Source organism: Sphingomonas sp. UBA978, from assembly GCF_002292295.1.
Taxonomy (GTDB): domain Bacteria; phylum Pseudomonadota; class Alphaproteobacteria; order Sphingomonadales; family Sphingomonadaceae; genus Sphingomonas.
The window spans coordinates 157,217-175,161 of record NZ_DBBS01000011.1; the positions used below are offsets into that span (position 1 = coordinate 157,217).

Genomic DNA, 17,945 nt, shown 5'->3' on the forward strand with positions numbered 1-17,945 from the left:
GTCACTGGCCCCAGCCGGGCAGGGTCGCATGGCCCGGTTCGATCGCGATCGCCTGGACGGGTCCCTTGGCGTCCTCGACCTTCACCAGGAAGCGGCCGCCGGGAGGCGCATCGCCCATCGCAACGCCTTCGCGGCTGATCGAAAAGCCGTTCGATCCCGCCTCGATCACCACCGGGTCGCCGCGCCGGATCACCGGTTCGGCCTTCGCCGCGATGACCATCGCGGGGCGGGCGGTCGCGGTCGGCGGTGCCGCCGATGCGGGGCGGATCACCGGCACGAAGATGCGCCAGTCCGGCCCCGAGCAGGACACGACCACCGCATCATGCGCCTCGGTCCGCCACGCGAGCGCGACGGTGGAGCATTGCGCCAGCCGCAGCCGCGGATCGATCGGCGTCCGCGCGCCGCCCTCCGCCCCGACCGGCCGGCTGGTGAAGGCGGCGACCGCGCGGTCGAGGCCGGCGGTGTCCTGAAAGGCGATAGCACCGCCGGCGAGCAGGGGGGCGAGGAGGAGCGGAAACAGGATCATGGCTGATGGTCCGAAGGCTGTTCGCCGACAAAGGCGAGCGTGACGATCGCGGCGCGGCGGCCGGGGCGATGGGCGGTGGTGACGGTGATCCGGCGGCTGACCCCCGTCAGCGTCGCGGCAAGGGCGCGGGCGCGGTCGGCGGCGAGGATCGCGGCGCTGCCGGTGCCGGGGTCGACGTCGGCGGTGCTGCCGTCAGTCGATCCGGTGACGGTGAGCGCGACGCGCGGATCGCGCGCCGCCTCGCGTGCCCAGGCGACGACCGCCGCCGGGTCTTCCGGCAGGCCGGCAGACCCGGGCGCAAAGTCGACCATGCCCGCTGCCATGACCGGCAGCGGGGCAGGCGCGGGCGCGGGATTGCCGCCGAAGCTGACGCGCAGCGCATCGGTGACCGCGCGCGGTTTTTCGCTCGCCTGAAGCAAGACGAAGAAGCCGACCAGCAGCAAGGCGAGATCGGCCAGCGTCACCAGCCAGAGCGGTTTGGCGGGCGCCGGATCGGGATAGAGCGCGACGTCGGTCATGCGACGCTTTGCAACTGGTGGCGCGGCGTCTCGCGCAGCGCGAGTGCGACGAGCGGCGCCTCGATCCGGACGCGCTCGAACGCCTCGATGCGGCCGGCGGCGCGCAGGCGATGGCAGATCGGCATCAGCAGCAGGTTGGCGAGCAGCGCGCCGTACAGCGTCGCGAGCAGCGCGATCGCCATCGCGCCGCCGATCGCCTTGGGATCGGTCATGTTGGCGAACATGCCGGCGAGGCCGATCAGCGTGCCGACCATGCCCATCGCCGGGGCGGCCTCCGCAGCGGCGGACCAGACGTCGGCGGCGGCGACATGGCGCTCGACGCGCGCCTGCCGGCGATAGCGCAGCACCGCCTCGACCTCGCGCGGGATCGCGCCGTCGACGATCGCGGCGATCGCGGCGGCGACGTCGGGATCGGCGATCACCGATTTGTCGAGCGCGACGATGCCGTGGCGCCTGGCGATCCGCGCCTGCGCCGCAATCTGTTCGAGCAGCGCGTCGGCGCGGAACGGCCGGCGCGTCAGGACGCGCAACGCCGACAGCGACCGTGCCACGTCGCGCAGGGGCGAGCGGAGCAATGTGGCAAGCAGCGTGCCGCCACCGACGATGGCAAGCGCGACGGGATCGAAGAGCTGGGCGATCAACATGCGCGAGTGTCTTGCAAGCTGCGGGCCAGTTTCGCCGGGATGCCCGGGCGCCCTGGACGGGTTCCGGCGATCTAGGGCCGATCGACATTCAGCCCTGACGCCTGCAAACGGCGGTTTCGCGCGCTTCCGGTGCTCACGTACCGAAAGTACGCTGCGCTCCGGGTCACGCAAAACCACCGTTTTCGGCACGTCATCATCTGAATGTCGATCCACCCTAGGGGAGGGTCCGCGGCGCGTTGCCGCTCTCCGGCAAACGGCGGCAAACACCGGCAACCGGTTGCCGCCCGCCTTGCCGCCGCCCGGCCATCCCCCGGCAAAGCGGGAAAATTCGCGTCTCCGGCCCCGGAATTCGAAAACTGGCACGGCGGTTGCTTATTCCCCGGCAGCGCAATGGTGCGCCGGAGATTTGGGCCGATGGCCGCAGACAGTCTGTTCGGAGTTCACGGAGCCGCGCTCGAAGTGCGCTCGCAGCGCATGGGCGTGCTCGCGTCGAACATCGCCAACTCCTCCACGCCCGGTTTCAAGGCGCGCGACATCGACTTCAAGTCGGCGCTCGCCTCGATGGAGCGGGATGCGGGTCAGGACGGGATCACCGCCGCGACCGGCTATCGCGTGCCGTTGCAGACCTCGATGGACGGCAACACCGTCGAGCTCAACCAGGAACAGACCGCCTTCGCCGAAAACGCCGTCCAGTATCAGACGACGCTGTCGTTCCTGAACGGGCGGATCGGCCAGATCACCCGCGCGCTGAAGGGGGAATAAGCCGATGGCCGATCCGATGAGCGTCTTTCAGGTGGCGGGCCGCGCGATGAGCGCGCAGCTCGTCCGCATGAACACCACCGCGTCGAACCTCGCCAATGCCGGCGGGACGACCGGCTCCGCCGAGACCGCGTACAAGACGATGAAGCCGGTGTTCCGCACCAGCTTCGATGCGGCATCGGGCCTTGCCACCGTCGATGTCGAGAAGATCGTCACCGCGGGCGAGGCGCCGACCAAGGTCTACGACCCGAACAACCCGCTCGCCGACAAGGATGGCAATATCTACCAGGCCGCCGTCGACGAAAGCCGCGAGCTCGTCGACATGATGGAGACGGCCCGTTCCTACCAGAACAACGTCGAGGTGATGAACACTGCCAAGCAGCTCACCATCGATACCCTCAAGCTGGGCCGCTAAGATCATGGCAACGACATCGACCGCCTTCGACTCGACGCTGCAGACCCTCGGGATCACGCGCGCCAAGTCGACCGCCAACACCACCACCGCAAGCGGCGCCTCGACCGCCACGGGGGCGACCAAGACGACGCTCGACCAGTCCGACTTCCTGACGCTGCTGACCACGCAGCTCAAGAACCAGGACCCGTTCGCGCCGATGGACAACACCCAGATGGTCGCGCAGATGGCGCAATTCTCGTCCGTCGCCGGCATCAGCGAGATGAACAAGACGCTGTCCGGCGTCGCGACCAAGCTCGGCTCGACCACCGCCAGCGATGCGATGGCCTATGTCGGCAAGACCGTGCTGACCGAGGGATCGACCGCCTATCCGCGCGCGGCCGGCGGCCTCGACGGCGCGGTCGAGCTGGACGATGCGGCGACCGCGGTCACCGTCTCGATCGCCGATGCGCAGGGCGGCACGCTTCGCTCGCTGCAGCTCGGCGCGCAGAAGAAGGGCACCACGGCGTTCGAGTGGGACGGCAAGGACGGTTCGGGCAACGACGTCGGCGCCGGTCCCTTCACCATCACCGCCTTCGCCACCAGCGGCGACAAGACGGTCACCAGCCGCACGCTCGTCTGGGCGCCGGTCGAATCGGTGTCGCTGCCCTCCAGCGGCGCGCCCAAGCTCAAGGTCGTCGGGGTCGGCGACGTCGATCCGTCCGACGTCCGCTCCGCCACCTGATCCAGCCCCGTTGATCCCGCACCAACCGATTACAGCTTCCAAGGAGTAACCCGATGTCCTTCTACACCTCGCTCTCCGGTCTCCAGGCTTCGCAGACCGACATGAACACGATCTCGCACAATCTCGCGAACGTCTCGACCACCGGGTTCAAGAAGAGCCGCGTCGAATTCTCCGACGTCATCGCCTCGAGCGTGTCGACCGATCCGCGCAAGATGGTCGGTTCGGGCGTGGTCGTGAAGGCGACGACGCAGCAGTTCAAGGAAGGCAACCTGCAGGGGACGACCAACGCGCTCGACCTCGCGGTGATGGGCGAAGGCTTCTTCACGGTGAAGACCACCGGCGCCAGCGACACGATCGCCTATACCCGCAACGGCGCCTTCTCGGTCGATTCGAGCCGCAACGTCGTCGACGCGCAGGGCAGCTTCCTGATGGTCTATCCGGTCGACGGCGACGGCAACGTCACCGCGACGGGCGAGGACGGCCTCACCAACCTGCAGTTGCAGCAGTCGAGCGGCACGCCGGTCGCGACGAAGGACGTGTCGACCGCGATCAACCTGTCGGGCACCTCGACCGTCAACAAGAAGGTGTTCGATCGTACCGACACGACGACCTACAACAACTCGGTCGCGACGCGCATCTACGACGCCAACGGCAACCCGATGACGATGACGAGCTATTACGTCCGTTCGAAGGTGCCGGATGCGACGACCAACACCGCGAGCACGTGGCAGGTCTATACCTATATCGGCGACAAGCAGCTGGAAGTGGGCGGCAGCAAGGCGCCGCAGGAGATCACCTTCAACACGACGGGTGCGATCGCGACGCCGACCACGCCGATCAAATATGACGACTTCATCCCGCTGTCGGGTGCCGCGGTGCAGACGGTTTCGCTCAACCTCGCCAATTCGACGCAGCTCGCCTCCGCCTTCGCGGTCAACAGCAAGAGCCAGGACGGCGTCGCCGTCGGCCAGCTGTCGGGCGTGACGGTCAATTCCGAAGGCCTGATCCAGGCGAGCTTCTCGAACGGCGACATCGTCCCGCTCGGCAAGGTCGCGCTGGCCAAATTCTCGACGCCGACCGGCCTGCGCCAGATCGGCAACAGCTATTGGTCGGCGACCGGCCTGTCCGGCACGGCGACGCTGGGTTCGGCAAGTGCGGACGGCTTCGGCTCGCTGATGTCGGGCCAGATCGAAGGGTCGAACGTCGACATCACCGAGGAACTGGTCAACCTGATCGCGGCACAGCGCAACTTCCAGGCGAACTCGAAGGCGCTCGATACCGCGAACCAGGTCTCGCAGACCATCATCCAGATCCGCAACTAAGCGACGGCGGCGGAGCGGAGGCCTGAATGGACAAGCTGGTCTATACGGCGGCGACCGGCCTGCGTGCGCATATGCAGGCGCAGGCGGCGATCGCCAACAACATGGCGAACGCGTCCACCACGGGCTTTCGCGCCGACCGCGTCGTCTTCGACCGGATCGAGCTGAAGGGCGGCGGCGCGCAGCTGGAGGCGCGCATGCCGACCAGCGAAGAAGTGACCGATGCCGATCGCGCGCCCGGGTCGATCCAGTCGACCGGCCGCGCGCTCGACGTCGCGATCAGCGGCGCCAATGACTGGCTGGCGGTGCAGGCCGGCGACGGCAGCGAGGCCTATACCCGCCGCGGCGACCTCGACGTCGCCGCATCGGGCGTGCTCCAGACCGGCGACGGCTTCATCGTCCAGGGGCAGGCGGGGCCGATCACGGTGCCGCCGCACGACAGCCTGACGATCTCCGCCGACGGCACGATCAGCATCGTGCCGCAGGGCGGCGACCCCCGGAACGCGCAGGTGCTCGACCGGCTCAAGCTGGTCGATACCAAGGGTTCGGTGACGCTGAAGGGCATGGACAATCTGCTCCGCGTCAAGGGCGGCGGCACCTTGCCCGCCAATCTGGACGCCAAGGTCCAGGGCGGTGCGCTGGAAGGCTCCAATGTCAACATGACGCAGGCGCTGGTCGACATGATCGAGAACCAGCGCAGTTACGAGGTTCAGGCCAACCTCATGAAATCGGCCAAGGATATGGACGAGAGCAGCACATCCGTGATGCGCCTCCCGAGCTAAGGAACAGACACGATGTCCTCCTCCGCCATGCACATCGCGCGCACCGGGCTCGACGCCCAGGATACGCGCATGCGGGTCATCTCGAACAACCTCGCCAACGTCAACACGACGGGGTTCAAGCGCGACCGCGCCGCGTTCGAAACGCTCGCCTACCAGACCATCACCGCGCCGGGCGCGCAGTCGACGGCCGAGACGAAGTACGCGACCGGCCTCAACCTCGGCACCGGCGTGAAGGTGCAGGGCACCGCCCGCATCGACACGCAGGGGTCGCTGACGCAGACCGGCAACAGCTTCGATCTCGCGCTCGACGGCGACGGCTATTTCCAGGTGCAGCTGCCCGGCGGCGATCTCGGTTATACCCGCGCCGGTAATTTCAACCGCAGCCCCGAAGGGCTGCTCGTGACGTCGGAAGGCTATCAGGTGATGCCCGGCATCACCGTGCCGACCAACGCGACGCAGGTGACGATCGGCACCGACGGCACCGTCACCGCACAGGTGCCGGGCCAGACCGAAGGCACCAACATCGGCCAGATCCAGGTCGCGAGCTTCGCCAATCCCACCGGGCTGCAGTCGACCGGCGACAATTATCTGAAGGAAACCGCCTCCTCGGGTGCCGCCAATCTCGGCATCGCCGGCGAGGATGGCCGCGGCCGGGTGCGGCAGGGCAATCTCGAGGCGTCCAACGTCAACGTCGTCGAGGAACTGGTCGACATGATCGAGACGCAGCGCGCCTATGAGGTCAATTCGAAGATGATCTCGTCCTCCGACGAAATGCTCAAATACGTGAACCAGAACCTGTAACATGGCATCCGCTCCCAACCCCTTCCGCCCCGGCGCCTTTCTGGTCGGACATTGGGCCGAGATCGCGCTCGCCGCGGCGTCCGGCCTGCTGGTCCTCGCCGCGCTCGCGCCCGGTCAGGCCGATGCCAGCGTCTTCGGCAAGAAGAAGCCGCCGGAGGACTTCACCGTCGTCCGAGCGCCCGTCGCACCCGCGCCCGCGCCCGCCAACGGGTCGATCTTTCAGGCGAGCGACGGCTATGCCGCGCTGTACGAGGGCTGGCGCGCCCGTCGCGTCGGCGACCCGCTGACGATCGTGCTGGTCGAGCGCACCGCCGCGTCGAAATCGTCGAGTTCGAAGCTCGATTCGAAGGGGCAGGGCAGCATCACGCTGCCGACCACCGGCGCGCTCAACCTGTTCAACACCACCGATGCGACGCTGAGCGGCGGCCGCGGCTTTAACGGGCAGGGGCAGGCCGACCAGGCCAATTCGCTGTCGGGCGAAGTCTCCGTCACCGTCGCCGAAGTCTATCCCAACGGCACGATGCTGGTGCAGGGCCAGAAGCGGGTGACGCTCAACCGCGGCGACGAATTCGTCCGGATCAAGGGCATCGTCCGCACCGCCGACGTCGGCGCGGACAATCGCGTGCTGTCGACCCGGGTGGCGGACGCGCAGATCGCCTATACCGGCAAGGGCGACGTCGCCCGCGCCGGGCGACAGGGCTGGCTCAGCCGCTTCTTCTCCGTCGTCTCGCCGTTCTGATGCTGTCGTCACCCTCACCCTTCCGCGGCTGCGCCGCTCCTTCCCTCTCCCGTCGGGAGAGGGACGAGACGCCGAAGGCGGCGAAGGGTGAGGGCGGCCTTAACATCCCGCTAACCATCTCTGGTGCAGGTATCGCGACCATGTTCCGCCTCTTCATCGCCGCGCTCGTCGCCATCCTCGCGCTCGCCGCGCCCGCGTCGGCGGACCGGATCAAGGACCTCGGCGGGTTCCAGGGCATCCGTTCCAACCAGCTGACCGGTTACGGCGTCGTCGTCGGCCTGCCCGGCACCGGCGACGACAATCTCGAATATACCGTGCAGTCGCTCAAGGCGGTCGCCTCGCGCTTCGGCCTGCAGCTGCCGCCCGGTGCCAATCCGGGGATGAAGAACGCCGCCGTCGTGCTCATCACCGCCGAACTGCCGCCCTTCGCCAAGCCGGGGCAGCGGCTCGACATCACCGTCGCGTCGATGGGCAAGGCCAAGTCGCTGCGCGGCGGCAGTCTGGTGCTGACGCCGCTGCTCGGCGCGGACAACCAGATCTATGCGATGGCGCAGGGCAATCTCGCCGTCGGCGGGCTGGGTGCCGAAGGCGCCGACGGATCGAAGATCGTCGTCAACGTGCCCTCGACCGGCCGCATCCCCGAAGGCGCCACCGTCGAACGCGCGGTCGCCACCGGGTTCGATTCGGCGCCGATGCTGACCTTCAACCTCGCCCGCTCGGACTTCACCACCGCGCAGAACGTCGCGCAGGCGATCAACGCGAAGCTTGGCTTCGGCACCGCGCAGGCGATCGACGGCGTGTCGGTCGCGGTGCGCGCACCCCCGGGGGCGGACACGCGTGCGACGCTGATGTCGATGATCGAGAACCTCGACGTCACTTCGGCCGAGCCGTCCGCGAAAGTAATTGTAAATGCTCGCACCGGAACGGTCGTTATCAATTCTGCGGTCAGGGTGGGTCCTGCCGCGGTGACGCACGGCAAGCTGACCGTGCGCATCGACGAGAACCAGCGGATCAGCCAGCCGGCACCGTTCAGCCAGGGCCAGACCGCGCTGGAGCAGAAATCCAGCGTGTCGGTCGAGGAGGAGAAGAAACCGATGTTCCTGCTCAACCCCGGTCCCAAGCTGGCCGACGTGGTCAAGGCCGTGAACGCGATCGGCGCGTCGCCTGCCGATCTGGTCGCGATCCTCGAGGCGCTCAAGGAAGCCGGCAGCCTCAAGGCGGAATTGATCGTCCTGTGAGCGGGCTCCCGATCTCCGGCGTCGGCGGCATCTCCACCGACACGTCGCGGCTGAAGAGCGCCGACAACCTCAAGAAGGCCGGCCAGCAGTTCGAGGCGGTGTTCACCGGCATGATGCTGAAGAGCATGCGCCAGGCGAAACTGGCCGACCCGCTGTTCGATTCGAAGGCGCTCGATACCTTCACCGAGATGCAGGACGCCCGCGTCGCGCAGAGCATGTCGGAATCGACCCCGCTCGGCATCGGCAAGGCGATGACCGACTTTCTCAGCAAATCTCAAGGCGATCTTAACGAGTCCAAGGCAGATCCGCCGCAATGAGCGACATGCTGTCGATCGGCGCGTCAGGCGTCCGCGCGTACCAGACCGCGCTAGCCACCGTCGGCGAGAACATCGCCAACGTCGGGACGGTCGGCTATGCGCGCCGCGCGGTGATGCTGGCGGAGGTCGCCGGCGGCAGCGGATCGACCAACGGCTATGGTGCCGGCAACGGCGTCTACCTGCTCGGCGTCGACCGTTCGAGCGACATCTATTCCGCCGCCGCGCTGCGCGCCACGACCAGCGACCTCACGCGCACCACCAAGGGTGCGGAATGGCTCGACCGTATCCAGAACGCGCTGACCGGCAACCAGCTGACCGCGCGCGTCACCTCCTTCTTCGGGTCGGCGCAGGCGCTGGCCGCGGAACCCGATTCGACCGCGCTGCGCACCGGCATGCTCAGCGCCGCATCCTCGACCGCGCTGGCGTTCACCGCGACCGGCAAGGCGTTCGACCAGGTCGATGCCGATCTGCAGACCGCCGGCACGCAGGCGGCGCAGACGCTGACCTCGCTCGGCAATTCGCTGACCAGGATCAACGAGGGGATCAGCCGCTCGCAACCGGGCAGCACCGCCGCGGCGCAGCTGATGGACCAGCGCGATACGATCCTGTCGCAGATGAGCGAGATGGTCGATATCGACGTGCGGATGGACACGATCGGCCGCGCCACGGTCAAGCTCGGCGGCCCCGAGGGGGCGGCGTTCGTGCAGGGCGCGACGACGGGCACGGTCAGCTATTCGCGCAACCAGGACGGCACCGCCGCCTTTTCCGTCACGATCCGCGGCGAGGTGAAGGACATCGCGGCCAGCGGCGGCACGCTGGCCGGGATCACCGACGGCGCGCAGCGCGTCGCCGCGATCCGCCAGTCGCTGAATGCGGTTGCCGAGGATTTCGTGAAATCGGTGAACGACAACCAGGCCGCCGGCGTCGATCGCGCGGGCCTGGCCGGGAAACCGATGTTCTCGGTCACCGGGGCCGCGACCAATATCCAGATCGACAAGGATTTCGACGACGGCAAGCTGATCGCCGCCGCCTCCGCCGCGACGCCGACCAAGCCGGCGGGCGGCGTGCGCGATTCGTCCAATCTGGCGGCGCTCGAATCGACGCGCGTCACCAAGGGGTTCGAGGCGTCGCTGACCACGCTGATTACCGGCAACGCCACCGCCTACAAGCAGAAGAACACGATCGCCGAGGCGCAGGCGGCGATCCGCGACGGCGCCGCGACCGCGCAGTCGACCGCGACCGGCGTCAACCTCGATTCCGAGGCGGTCGATCTGATCCGCTTCCAACAGGCCTATGCAGCGTCCGGCCGCGTGATCCAGATCGCGCGCGAGACGATGCAGACCATCCTCGACATACGGTAGGGCGCGCGATGCAGATCTCCACCAGCATGTTCTACGGCAATGCGTCGAATCGCATGGCCAAGATGAACGCCCGCGCATCGGAACTGATGACGCAGATCTCGACCGGCAAGAAGACGATCAAGCCGTCCGACGACCCCGCCGCGTCGCAGCAGATCGCCGAGCTCGACCGCAAGGACGCCGACGCGGTCGTCTATGGCACGAACATGACGCTGGCCGGGTCGCTGCTCCAGCAGGCGGACAGCGTGCTGGGACAGATCGGCACGCAATTGACCCGCGCGACCGAACTGGCGACGCAGGCGGCGACCGGCACGCAGACCGACGCGACGCGCAAGATCATCGGCACCGAACTGAAATCGATCGTCGAATCGATGGTGGCGCTTGCGAATGCGAAGAACGTCCGCGGCCAGCCGCTGTTCGGCAATGCGGCGGGCGGCAAGGCGGTCACCGACAATGGCGACGGCACCTTCACCTTCGCCGCCGCCGAACCCGCGGTATCCGAAGTGCCGATCGCCGACGGGCAGAGCGTGCAGGCCACCGAGAGCGCCGAGCGCATCTTCAAGATCGGCGATACGGACAATGCGCTGGCGATGCTGTCGCGGCTCGCGACCGCGCTGCAGGCCGGCGGCGACGTGTCGGACGCCACGTCCGAATCGCTCGACGCGCTGAGTGCCTCGACCGACCAGATCGCCGACGTCCAGTCGTCGGTGGGCGCGCGCGCCGCGCGGGTCGATCTGCAGCAGCAATTGCTGACCACCGCCAACACCGACCGGTCCGAACTGCGCGGCCAGCTGGAACAGGTGGACGTCACCGAGGCGGTCGTGCAGCTGCAGCAGCTGATGACCGCACTGTCCGCGTCGCAGGCGAGCTTCAGCAAGCTCTCCAGCCTGTCGCTGTTCGACTACCTCAAGTAACGCATCGCACCGGTACGGGGATGACGGGCCGCCCGCACCGGGCGGGCCGGCGGCGCCTGGCGTGCGCCGGCGGGAGGCGCCGGCGAAAACCTTCGGGTCTGGTAACCACTTGTCTAGGAAATGCGGTTAACCCGGTGTCATCGGGTTGCCGGCATGCCGGCGCAAACGGGGTATCCCACAGTGTTTCCTGCCATCGGTCTCGTCGTCCTTCTCGGCATGGTGTTCGGCGGCTTCGCCATCACCGGTGGTGCCCTCGGCCCCGTCATGGAGGCGATCCCGCACGAGATGCTCATCATCGGCGGCGCGGCCGCCGGTGCGCTCATCATCGGCAATTCGGGCACCGAGCTGAAGGCGATGGGCGGTGGCCTCGCCAAGGTGTTCAAGGGCCCCAAGTACAAGAAGCAGGATTATCTCGACGTCATCTTCCTCGTCAGCAAGCTGATGAAGATGCTGCGGATGGACGGGCCGATCGCGCTCGAACCGCATGTCGAGGACCCCAAGTCGTCCGCGGTGTTCAGCGAATATCCCCGCCTGCTCGCCGACCACACGCTCATCAACCTGATCGCCGACACGCTGCGCCTCGTCGTGGTGTCGTCGGGCACGCTCGACGTGCATGCGGTCGAGGAGGTGATGGACCATTCGATCAAGACGCATCACCACGAGGTCGAGGGGCCGCACACGACGCTGTCCAGCCTCGCCGATTCGCTGCCCGCGCTCGGCATCGTCGCCGCGGTGCTCGGCATCGTGAAGACGATGGGATCGATCGACAAGCCGCCGTCGGTGCTCGGCGGGATGATCGGCTCGGCGCTGGTCGGCACGTTCATGGGCGTGCTGCTCGCCTATGGCATCGTGTCGCCGCTGGCCGGGCGGCTGAAGCAGGTGATCGACGCCGATGCCGCGATCTACGACGTGGTGAAGCAGATCATCATCGCCTCGCTCCACGGCCATCCGCAGCCGCTGGTGATCGAGGCGGCCCGTTCCGGCATCGCGCACAAGAACCAGCCCGGCTTCGCCGAGGTGTTCGATGGCCTGCGCGGCAAGTAAGACAGGGGGCAGATAGACCATGGCCCGCGCCGCGCCGCACGGCACCAACCAGCCGCCCAAGATCGTCATCGTCAAGAAGATCATCGACGGCGGCCACGGCGGCCATCACGGCGGCGCGTGGAAGGTCGCCTATGCCGATTTCGTCACCGCGATGATGGCGTTCTTCCTGCTGCTGTGGCTGCTCGGGGCGACCACCGAAAAGCAGCGCAAGGGCATCGCCGACTATTTCGCGCCGACCCTGATCGACAAGAAGGTGCTCGGCCTCGGCGGCAGCGGCGTGCTGGGCGGCGAATCGATCCTCAGCAACAACAAGCTCGGCCCCAAGGCGGCGGCGGCGCCGATCGCGTCGATCGGCATCCCGATGCGCGAGGCGGGCGGGCAGCGGAGCGGCACCGGCGACAAGGGTTCGCTGCGCAATCCGGCGTCGATGCAGCTCGACCGGCAGGCGTTCCAGGCGATCAAGGATCAGCTCGAAAAGCAGATCAAGGGCTCGGCGCGCCTGGCGAAGCTGTCCAGCCACGTCCGCTTCGTACCGACGCAGGACGGACTGCGCATCGATCTGGTCGACGATGCCGATTATTCGATGTTCGGGCTCGGCACGACCGCGCTGGACAGTCGCGCATCGGAACTGATCGGGATGATCGCCGGCACGATCGCGGGCACGCCCAACACGATCATGATCCGCGGCCATACCGACAGCGTGCCTTATGGCGATCCGCGCGCGATGAACAACTGGATGCTGTCCTCCGGCCGGGCCGAGGCGACGCGCCGCCGGCTGGCGCTGGGCGGCATTCCGGAAGCGCGGTTCGAGCGGATCGAGGGCGTCGCGGACCGCGAGCCGATCATCACCGACGATCCGGGCGATCCCCGCAACCGCCGCGTCGCGATCACCCTGCTGTACCGCACCGGCGTGTTCGGCAGCTGACGCGACGAACGGCGCGGACATGCGAACGCCCGGCGGAGCTGGTCTCCACCGGGCGTTTCGTCATGCGCCGGACGGCCTGCCCTGGGGGAGGCAGGCCGGGATTTCAGACACCGGTTCGGTTCAGGCCTCGGACGTTTCCGTCGCCGGCTTGCGGCCACGGCGCGCGGCGGCGGCGGCATCGTCGCCCTTGCGGGCGCCGGGCTTGCGACCCAGGCCGATCTTCTTGGCCATCGCGCGGCGGCTTTCCGAATAATTCTCGGCGACCATCGGATAGTCGGGCTTCAGGCCATAGCGTTCGCGATATTCCGCCGGCGTCATGCCGTGCGTCGCGAGATGACGGCGCAAGGTCTTGTAGGGCTTGCCGTCGATCATCGAGATGATGTGATCCTTCGACGCGAGAGACTTTCGCGCCGAAACCGCCGGCGTATATTCGGCGGCGGGCTGTACCTCTGCGGCGGGACCGGTCGCGCCAAGCAGCGCCGATACGGTATCGTGCATCTTGCCGAGAAAGGCGGGAACCTCATCGGCGGACGTGCGGGTGTTGGGGTTGCCGAGCCAAGCAATCGTCAATTCGGTTGCAAGTTCGACGGCGTTCAGTTCGGACGTGTCATCAGTCATAGTTTGCTCCTTTGACCAACGACAGCCGTACGCCGACCAAATTGCGCGTCAACCCGTCGACCCAGCAAAATTACGGATCGACACGGCAAAAACAACATTATGCCCCTGGCGGAGAGGTTTCGCGCCGCAAAATCGTGACAGGTGACGGTAAAAACTGCCGTCACCGGGTTTGACGACAATACTGTCTTTACCCGAAACGGTTGCTTCGCCGTGCCACGGGCAGGACATGCCGCACGTACGGCAGGCTGCCGCGATCGCCGGTGTCCATCATGACGTCGTCATGCGCCGGCACGACGTCGGACCGCATCTATAGCCGGCACAGTTGCGGCGGTTCGCCGGCCCCTAACGCCGCTCCCGGTCCAGCAACGCGCGTTTGCGCGCGACACCATAGGCATAGCCGCCGAGTCCGCCGTCGCTGCGGGTGATGCGGTGGCAGGGGACGACGACCGCCAGCGGGTTGCTGCCGCATGCCGTCCCCGCCGCCCGCACCGCGCCCGGCCGGCCGGCGGCGGCGGCGAGTTCGGCATAGCTGCGCGTCTCGCCCGGGGGAATCGTCTTGAGCGCCTGCCACACCGCCTCCTGAAATGCGGTGCCGCGCACGTCGAGCGGCAACGCCGCGTCGCGCCCAGGCGTCTCGACCAGCGCGACCACGTCGGCGGCCAGCGTCGCCAGCGCCGCATCGCCCGGCTCGATCGTCGCCTGCGGAAAGCGGCGGGCGAGCGTCGCGGCATCCTCGTCGAAGGCGACGCGGCACAGCCCCCGGTCGGTGGCCGCGACGAGCAGCGGGCCGAGGCTGGTCGCCACCACCGTCCAGCGGATCGTCGTCCCCGCACCGCCGCGCGCCCAGGCACCGGGGCTCATCCCCAGTCGCCGTGCGCCGTCGGCGTAGAAGCGGCTGGCGGCGCCATAGCCGGCCTCGTAAATCGCCCCGGTGACGCTGCCGTCGCGTTGCAGCGCTTCCGCCACGCGGCCGGCGCGCAGGCCGCGGGCATAGGCGGCGGGCGTGACCCCGGTCGCGCGCCGGAATAGGCGCAGGAAATGATGCGGCGCATAGCCGACCTGCGCCGCCAGTGCCGCCAGCCCGATGCCCTCCTTCGCCGCCGCGATCAGCGCCACCGCCTCGGCGATCGCCCGGCTGTCGCGCGCGACCTCGTCGGGCTTGCAGCGCAGGCAGGCGCGATAGCCCGCCGCCCGCGCCGCGGCGCCGTCGGGCAGGAAGGTGACGTTGGCGCGATGCGGATGGCGGGCGGGGCAGCTCGGCTTGCAATAGATGCCGGTGGTCCGCACCGCCGCGACGAAACTGCCGTCCTGCGTCCGGTCGCGCGCGGCGAAGGCGGCCCAGGCCGCGTCCTGATCGATCATGGTCATGCCATGGATATAGGCGATCCCGGGTGCCGCCTCATCCCGGCGGTTGCGATCAAAGTCCCGTACCCATCACCGGCGGCCGTGCGCGCATCGCGGCGACGTCCTGCGCGCCGGCCGCGAGCGCGCCGACCCGGCCGAGCCCCTTGCTGACCTCGCCCGCCGCCTTCGGCGCGAACAGCCGCGCCCGCGTGTAACGGTCGCCCGCCTCGGCATAGCGGCCCGCCGCCTCGGCGCAGAGCGCGAGGTTGAAGACGGTCGACCCGTGATCCGGCGCCATCCGGTCCACTTCGGCGAAGGCGGCACAGGCGGCGGCCGGGTCGCGCTTGGTCAGCCGCACCGCCTCCTTGAACCGGGCGGCGGCTGCGGGCGGCAGGCCGTCGCGCCGCTCCTGCACGCGGATCGTATAGTTTTCGGCATGCGGTGCGAGGTCGAGCCGCACCTCCGCGGCGACCGATTCGACGAAGCCGTGGACGACGCTGCCGACGTCGCTGGCGACGCCGCTGTCCTCGCACCAGTCGTGGCGGTCGTCGCGCGTCTTGCTGACCGCATAGGGCAGGCCGCCGCCGCTGCGCCGCATCAGCCGCAGGTCGGCGCGGAAATCGATCGTCCGCCGCACGCAGTCGACGCGATACTTTTCCTTGCGGACGCATTTGCCGTCCTTCTTCTCGGCACAGCGTTCGCGCGTTTCGCTATAGTCGCTGTCCGCGACCGACACGTCGGTGCGCCCGGTCAGCATGCCGTCCGGCCGCAGGCTCGGCGGGATCAGCCGCACATGCGGCAGCCCGTCGGCGCCAAGCTTCGCCAGCCGCCGTTCGATCGCATCGGCGAGCTCCTCGCCGTCCGGCCCGGCGAACGCGCCGACCGCGATCGTCGGCAGGAAGCTCGCCTCGCGCGCCTGTGCCGGAAATATGCCCTCGACCCGCAGCGTCTCGGCCGCCGCCGACGATGCCAACACCATGCCGATCACCATCGCCGCCAGCCCGCGCATCGTGTCCGTCCTCCTGCCCGCCGGTCGTTACGCCGGCGATCCTGAACGGCGGCAACATGACGGTTCCGTCATCGTGCGACATCGGCCATACTTGCGCTTCCGCCGACCCCATGCTAGCCGCCCGCCACCCATAAAGGTGCGCTTTCGCGCGCCCTCTTCCCCATGGGCCAACATTCGGTACGAGGACTTCGACTCCGTGGAGACATCCGGCGGTATTCAGGCAAGCTTAGGCGGACGCTATGCGATCGCGCTGTTCGAGCTCGCGCGCGATGCGAAGACCATCGACACCGTCGAATCGAGCCTGGCGGGCATCCGCGACGCGCTGGCACAGAGCGACGATCTGCGCGCGCTGACCGCCAGCCCGCTGGTCGCCCGCGGCGCCGCGGTGAAGGCGGTGCTCGGCGTCGCCGACAGCCTCGGCATCGATGCGACCACCCGGAATTTCCTCGGCGTCCTCGCCGAGAACCGCCGCCTCGGCCAGCTGCCCGCGATCATGCGCGCCTTCCGCCAGCTCGCCGCCCGCCATCGCGGCGAGGCGGCCGCCGAGGTGACCAGCGCACACCCGCTGACCGACGAACAGCTCGGCGACCTGAAGCAGCAGCTGCGGACCCGCATGGGCCGCGAGGTGTCCGTCGACCTGTCGGTCGATCCGGAGCTGCTCGGCGGCCTCGTCGTCCGCATCGGTTCACAGATGATCGATTCGTCGATCCGCACCCGTCTCAATACTCTCGCGCACGCGATGAAGGGCTAACTCACGATGGATATCCGCGCCGCAGAAATCTCGAAGGTCATCAAGGACCAGATCAGCAACTTTGGCACCGAGGCCCAGGTCACCGAGACCGGCCAGGTGCTCAGCGTCGGCGACGGCATCGCGCGCATCTACGGCCTCGACAACGTCCAGGCGGGCGAAATGGTCGAATTCGCCAACGGCGTGCAGGGCATGGCGCTCAACCTCGAGGCCGACAACGTCGGCGTCGTGATCTTCGGGTCGGACGCGCAGATCCGCGAAGGCGACATCGTCAAGCGCACCGGCACGATCGTCGACGTCCCCGTCGGCAAGGGCCTGCTCGGCCGCGTGGTCGATGGCCTCGGCAATCCGATCGACGGCAAGGGCCCGATCGTCGCCGAAAAGCGCAGCCGCGTCGAGGTCAAGGCACCGGGCATCATCCCGCGCCAGTCGGTCAGCGAGCCGATGCAGTCGGGCCTGAAGGCGATCGACGCGCTGGTGCCGGTCGGTCGTGGCCAGCGCGAGCTCATCATCGGCGATCGCCAGACCGGCAAGTCGGCGGTCGCGATCGACACCTTCATCAACCAGAAGACGGTCAACCAGGGTTCGGACGAATCCAAGAAGCTGTACTGCGTCTATGTCGCGGTCGGCCAGAAGCGTTCGACCGTCGCGCAGCTCGTCAAGACGCTCGAAGAGAATGGCGCGATGGACTATTCCATCGTCGTCGCCGCGACCGCGTCGGAGCCGGCACCGCTGCAGTTCCTCGCGCCCTATACCGGCACCGCGATGGGCGAATATTTCCGCGACAACGGCATGCATGCGCTGATCGTGTTCGACGATCTGTCGAAGCAGGCGGTCGCCTATCGCCAGATGTCGCTGCTGCTGCGCCGTCCGCCGGGCCGCGAAGCCTATCCGGGCGACGTCTTCTACCTGCACAGCCGCCTGCTGGAGCGCGCCGCCAAGATGTCGGACGCCAATGGCGGCGGTTCGCTGACCGCGCTGCCGATCATCGAGACGCAGGCGGGCGACGTGTCGGCCTACATTCCGACCAACGTGATCTCGATCACTGACGGGCAGATCTTCCTCGAGACCGAGCTGTTATATAAGGGCGTCCGTCCGGCGGTGAACGTCGGTCTGTCGGTGTCGCGCGTCGGTTCCGCCGCGCAGATCAAGGCGATGAAGCAGGTTGCCGGCTCGATCAAGCTGGAGCTGGCCCAGTATCGCGAG

Annotated in this window: 21 protein-coding genes; 15 read left to right on the forward strand and 6 right to left on the reverse strand. The window is 68.1% G+C overall.

Annotation, left to right across the window (positions count from 1 at the left end):
* Window position 1: 1 nt before the first annotated feature.
* From B2515_RS05520 to B2515_RS05530, 3 genes are read right to left on the reverse strand one after another with little or no spacing between them, the layout of a single operon-like run.
* The gene (locus tag B2515_RS05520; RefSeq protein ID WP_293874610.1) at window positions 2–526 is read right to left on the reverse strand and encodes a flagella basal body P-ring formation protein FlgA; all 525 of its coding nucleotides are present in this window, start codon (window positions 524–526) and stop codon (window positions 2–4) included.
* The gene (locus tag B2515_RS05525) at window positions 523–1,044 is read right to left on the reverse strand and encodes a hypothetical protein (protein WP_293874611.1); all 522 of its coding nucleotides are present in this window, start codon (window positions 1,042–1,044) and stop codon (window positions 523–525) included. Before B2515_RS05525 ends, B2515_RS05520 begins: the two co-directional genes overlap by 4 nt.
* On the reverse strand, window positions 1,041–1,688 hold the full coding sequence (locus tag B2515_RS05530; protein WP_293874612.1) for a motility protein A: 648 nt from the start codon (window positions 1,686–1,688) through the stop codon (window positions 1,041–1,043). Before B2515_RS05530 ends, B2515_RS05525 begins: the two co-directional genes overlap by 4 nt.
* A gap of 414 nt (window positions 1,689–2,102) precedes the next feature.
* Between B2515_RS05530 and B2515_RS05535 the strand changes: the two genes are divergently transcribed.
* From B2515_RS05535 to B2515_RS05595, 13 genes are all read left to right on the forward strand, one after another.
* Window positions 2,103–2,450 (forward strand): flagellar basal body rod protein FlgB, encoded by a 348-nt coding sequence (locus B2515_RS05535; protein ID WP_293874613.1) that lies wholly within the window; start codon window positions 2,103–2,105, stop codon window positions 2,448–2,450.
* Window positions 2,451–2,454: 4 nt separating this feature from the next.
* The gene (gene flgC, locus B2515_RS05540; RefSeq protein ID WP_293874614.1) at window positions 2,455–2,862 is read left to right on the forward strand and encodes a flagellar basal body rod protein FlgC; all 408 of its coding nucleotides are present in this window, start codon (window positions 2,455–2,457) and stop codon (window positions 2,860–2,862) included.
* 4 nt (window positions 2,863–2,866) lie between these two features.
* On the forward strand, window positions 2,867–3,583 hold the full coding sequence (locus B2515_RS05545; protein ID WP_293874615.1) for a flagellar hook assembly protein FlgD: 717 nt from the start codon (window positions 2,867–2,869) through the stop codon (window positions 3,581–3,583).
* Window positions 3,584–3,636: 53 nt separating this feature from the next.
* Complete coding sequence (locus B2515_RS05550) at window positions 3,637–4,905, forward strand: flagellar hook protein FlgE (RefSeq protein ID WP_293874617.1); 1,269 nt, start codon at window positions 3,637–3,639, stop codon at window positions 4,903–4,905.
* A gap of 26 nt (window positions 4,906–4,931) precedes the next feature.
* Window positions 4,932–5,684 carry a flagellar basal body rod protein FlgF gene (locus tag B2515_RS05555; RefSeq protein WP_293874619.1) on the forward strand — a complete coding sequence of 251 codons (753 nt, stop codon included), beginning with the start codon at window positions 4,932–4,934 and terminating at the stop codon, window positions 5,682–5,684.
* Window positions 5,685–5,696: 12 nt separating this feature from the next.
* On the forward strand, window positions 5,697–6,485 hold the full coding sequence (gene flgG, locus B2515_RS05560) for a flagellar basal-body rod protein FlgG (RefSeq protein ID WP_293874620.1): 789 nt from the start codon (window positions 5,697–5,699) through the stop codon (window positions 6,483–6,485).
* 1 nt (window position 6,486) lies between these two features.
* A complete protein-coding gene (locus B2515_RS05565) occupies window positions 6,487–7,224 on the forward strand; it encodes a flagellar basal body L-ring protein FlgH (RefSeq protein ID WP_293874622.1) in 738 nt (245 codons plus the stop codon).
* 140 nt (window positions 7,225–7,364) lie between these two features.
* The gene (locus tag B2515_RS05570) at window positions 7,365–8,462 is read left to right on the forward strand and encodes a flagellar basal body P-ring protein FlgI (RefSeq protein WP_293874623.1); all 1,098 of its coding nucleotides are present in this window, start codon (window positions 7,365–7,367) and stop codon (window positions 8,460–8,462) included.
* Window positions 8,459–8,779 carry a rod-binding protein gene (locus B2515_RS05575; RefSeq protein WP_293874624.1) on the forward strand — a complete coding sequence of 107 codons (321 nt, stop codon included), beginning with the start codon at window positions 8,459–8,461 and terminating at the stop codon, window positions 8,777–8,779. The genes B2515_RS05570 and B2515_RS05575 overlap by 4 nt, the downstream gene beginning before the upstream one ends.
* On the forward strand, window positions 8,776–10,140 hold the full coding sequence (gene flgK, locus B2515_RS05580) for a flagellar hook-associated protein FlgK (RefSeq protein ID WP_293874625.1): 1,365 nt from the start codon (window positions 8,776–8,778) through the stop codon (window positions 10,138–10,140). Before B2515_RS05575 ends, flgK begins: the two co-directional genes overlap by 4 nt.
* An 8-nt stretch (window positions 10,141–10,148) precedes the next feature.
* A complete protein-coding gene (flgL, locus tag B2515_RS05585) occupies window positions 10,149–11,051 on the forward strand; it encodes a flagellar hook-associated protein FlgL (RefSeq protein WP_293874627.1) in 903 nt (300 codons plus the stop codon).
* Window positions 11,052–11,231: 180 nt separating this feature from the next.
* Window positions 11,232–12,095: a flagellar motor stator protein MotA gene (motA, locus tag B2515_RS05590; RefSeq protein WP_293874629.1), complete on the forward strand. Its 864-nt coding sequence runs from the start codon at window positions 11,232–11,234 to the stop codon at window positions 12,093–12,095.
* Window positions 12,096–12,114: 19 nt separating this feature from the next.
* Complete coding sequence (locus tag B2515_RS05595) at window positions 12,115–13,020, forward strand: flagellar motor protein MotB (RefSeq protein WP_293874630.1); 906 nt, start codon at window positions 12,115–12,117, stop codon at window positions 13,018–13,020.
* A 120-nt stretch (window positions 13,021–13,140) separates the two neighbouring features.
* Here the strand turns inward: B2515_RS05595 and B2515_RS05600 are convergent, their stop codons facing one another.
* The 3 genes from B2515_RS05600 to B2515_RS05610 all read right to left on the reverse strand — a co-directional run bounded on the left by B2515_RS05600 (window position 13,141) and on the right by B2515_RS05610 (window position 15,991).
* Window positions 13,141–13,638, reverse strand: a complete 498-nt coding sequence (locus B2515_RS05600; RefSeq protein WP_293874631.1) for a MucR family transcriptional regulator — start codon at window positions 13,636–13,638, stop codon at window positions 13,141–13,143.
* A gap of 342 nt (window positions 13,639–13,980) precedes the next feature.
* Window positions 13,981–15,006, reverse strand: a complete 1,026-nt coding sequence (ada, locus tag B2515_RS05605; RefSeq protein WP_293874633.1) for a bifunctional DNA-binding transcriptional regulator/O6-methylguanine-DNA methyltransferase Ada — start codon at window positions 15,004–15,006, stop codon at window positions 13,981–13,983.
* A 49-nt stretch (window positions 15,007–15,055) separates the two neighbouring features.
* Window positions 15,056–15,991: a hypothetical protein gene (locus B2515_RS05610; protein WP_293874635.1), complete on the reverse strand. Its 936-nt coding sequence runs from the start codon at window positions 15,989–15,991 to the stop codon at window positions 15,056–15,058.
* A 196-nt stretch (window positions 15,992–16,187) separates the two neighbouring features.
* Between B2515_RS05610 and B2515_RS05615 the strand changes: the two genes are divergently transcribed.
* Window positions 16,188–16,742 carry a F0F1 ATP synthase subunit delta gene (locus tag B2515_RS05615; RefSeq protein ID WP_293874647.1) on the forward strand — a complete coding sequence of 185 codons (555 nt, stop codon included), beginning with the start codon at window positions 16,188–16,190 and terminating at the stop codon, window positions 16,740–16,742.
* A gap of 6 nt (window positions 16,743–16,748) precedes the next feature.
* On the forward strand, window positions 16,749–17,945 hold a 1,197-nt coding region (atpA, locus tag B2515_RS05620), incomplete at its 3' end, for a F0F1 ATP synthase subunit alpha (protein ID WP_293874637.1).

Bases quoted from the DNA above. Each gene is read 5' to 3' on its own strand.
- B2515_RS05520 (WP_293874610.1), bottom strand. From the start codon at position 526: ATGATCCTGTTTCCGCTCCTCCTCGCCCCCCTGCTCGCCGGCGGTGCT.
- B2515_RS05525 (WP_293874611.1), bottom strand. From the start codon at position 1,044: ATGACCGACGTCGCGCTCTATCCCGATCCGGCGCCCGCCAAACCGCTC.
- B2515_RS05530 (WP_293874612.1), bottom strand. From the start codon at position 1,688: ATGTTGATCGCCCAGCTCTTCGATCCCGTCGCGCTTGCCATCGTCGGT.
- B2515_RS05535 (WP_293874613.1), top strand. From the start codon at position 2,103: ATGGCCGCAGACAGTCTGTTCGGAGTTCACGGAGCCGCGCTCGAAGTG.
- flgC (WP_293874614.1), top strand. From the start codon at position 2,455: ATGGCCGATCCGATGAGCGTCTTTCAGGTGGCGGGCCGCGCGATGAGC.
- B2515_RS05545 (WP_293874615.1), top strand. From the start codon at position 2,867: ATGGCAACGACATCGACCGCCTTCGACTCGACGCTGCAGACCCTCGGG.
- B2515_RS05550 (WP_293874617.1), top strand. From the start codon at position 3,637: ATGTCCTTCTACACCTCGCTCTCCGGTCTCCAGGCTTCGCAGACCGAC.
- B2515_RS05555 (WP_293874619.1), top strand. From the start codon at position 4,932: ATGGACAAGCTGGTCTATACGGCGGCGACCGGCCTGCGTGCGCATATG.
- flgG (WP_293874620.1), top strand. From the start codon at position 5,697: ATGTCCTCCTCCGCCATGCACATCGCGCGCACCGGGCTCGACGCCCAG.
- B2515_RS05565 (WP_293874622.1), top strand. From the start codon at position 6,487: ATGGCATCCGCTCCCAACCCCTTCCGCCCCGGCGCCTTTCTGGTCGGA.
- B2515_RS05570 (WP_293874623.1), top strand. From the start codon at position 7,365: ATGTTCCGCCTCTTCATCGCCGCGCTCGTCGCCATCCTCGCGCTCGCC.
- flgK (WP_293874625.1), top strand. From the start codon at position 8,776: ATGAGCGACATGCTGTCGATCGGCGCGTCAGGCGTCCGCGCGTACCAG.
- flgL (WP_293874627.1), top strand. From the start codon at position 10,149: ATGCAGATCTCCACCAGCATGTTCTACGGCAATGCGTCGAATCGCATG.
- B2515_RS05595 (WP_293874630.1), top strand. From the start codon at position 12,115: ATGGCCCGCGCCGCGCCGCACGGCACCAACCAGCCGCCCAAGATCGTC.
- B2515_RS05600 (WP_293874631.1), bottom strand. From the start codon at position 13,638: ATGACTGATGACACGTCCGAACTGAACGCCGTCGAACTTGCAACCGAA.
- ada (WP_293874633.1), bottom strand. From the start codon at position 15,006: ATGACCATGATCGATCAGGACGCGGCCTGGGCCGCCTTCGCCGCGCGC.
- B2515_RS05610 (WP_293874635.1), bottom strand. From the start codon at position 15,991: ATGCGCGGGCTGGCGGCGATGGTGATCGGCATGGTGTTGGCATCGTCG.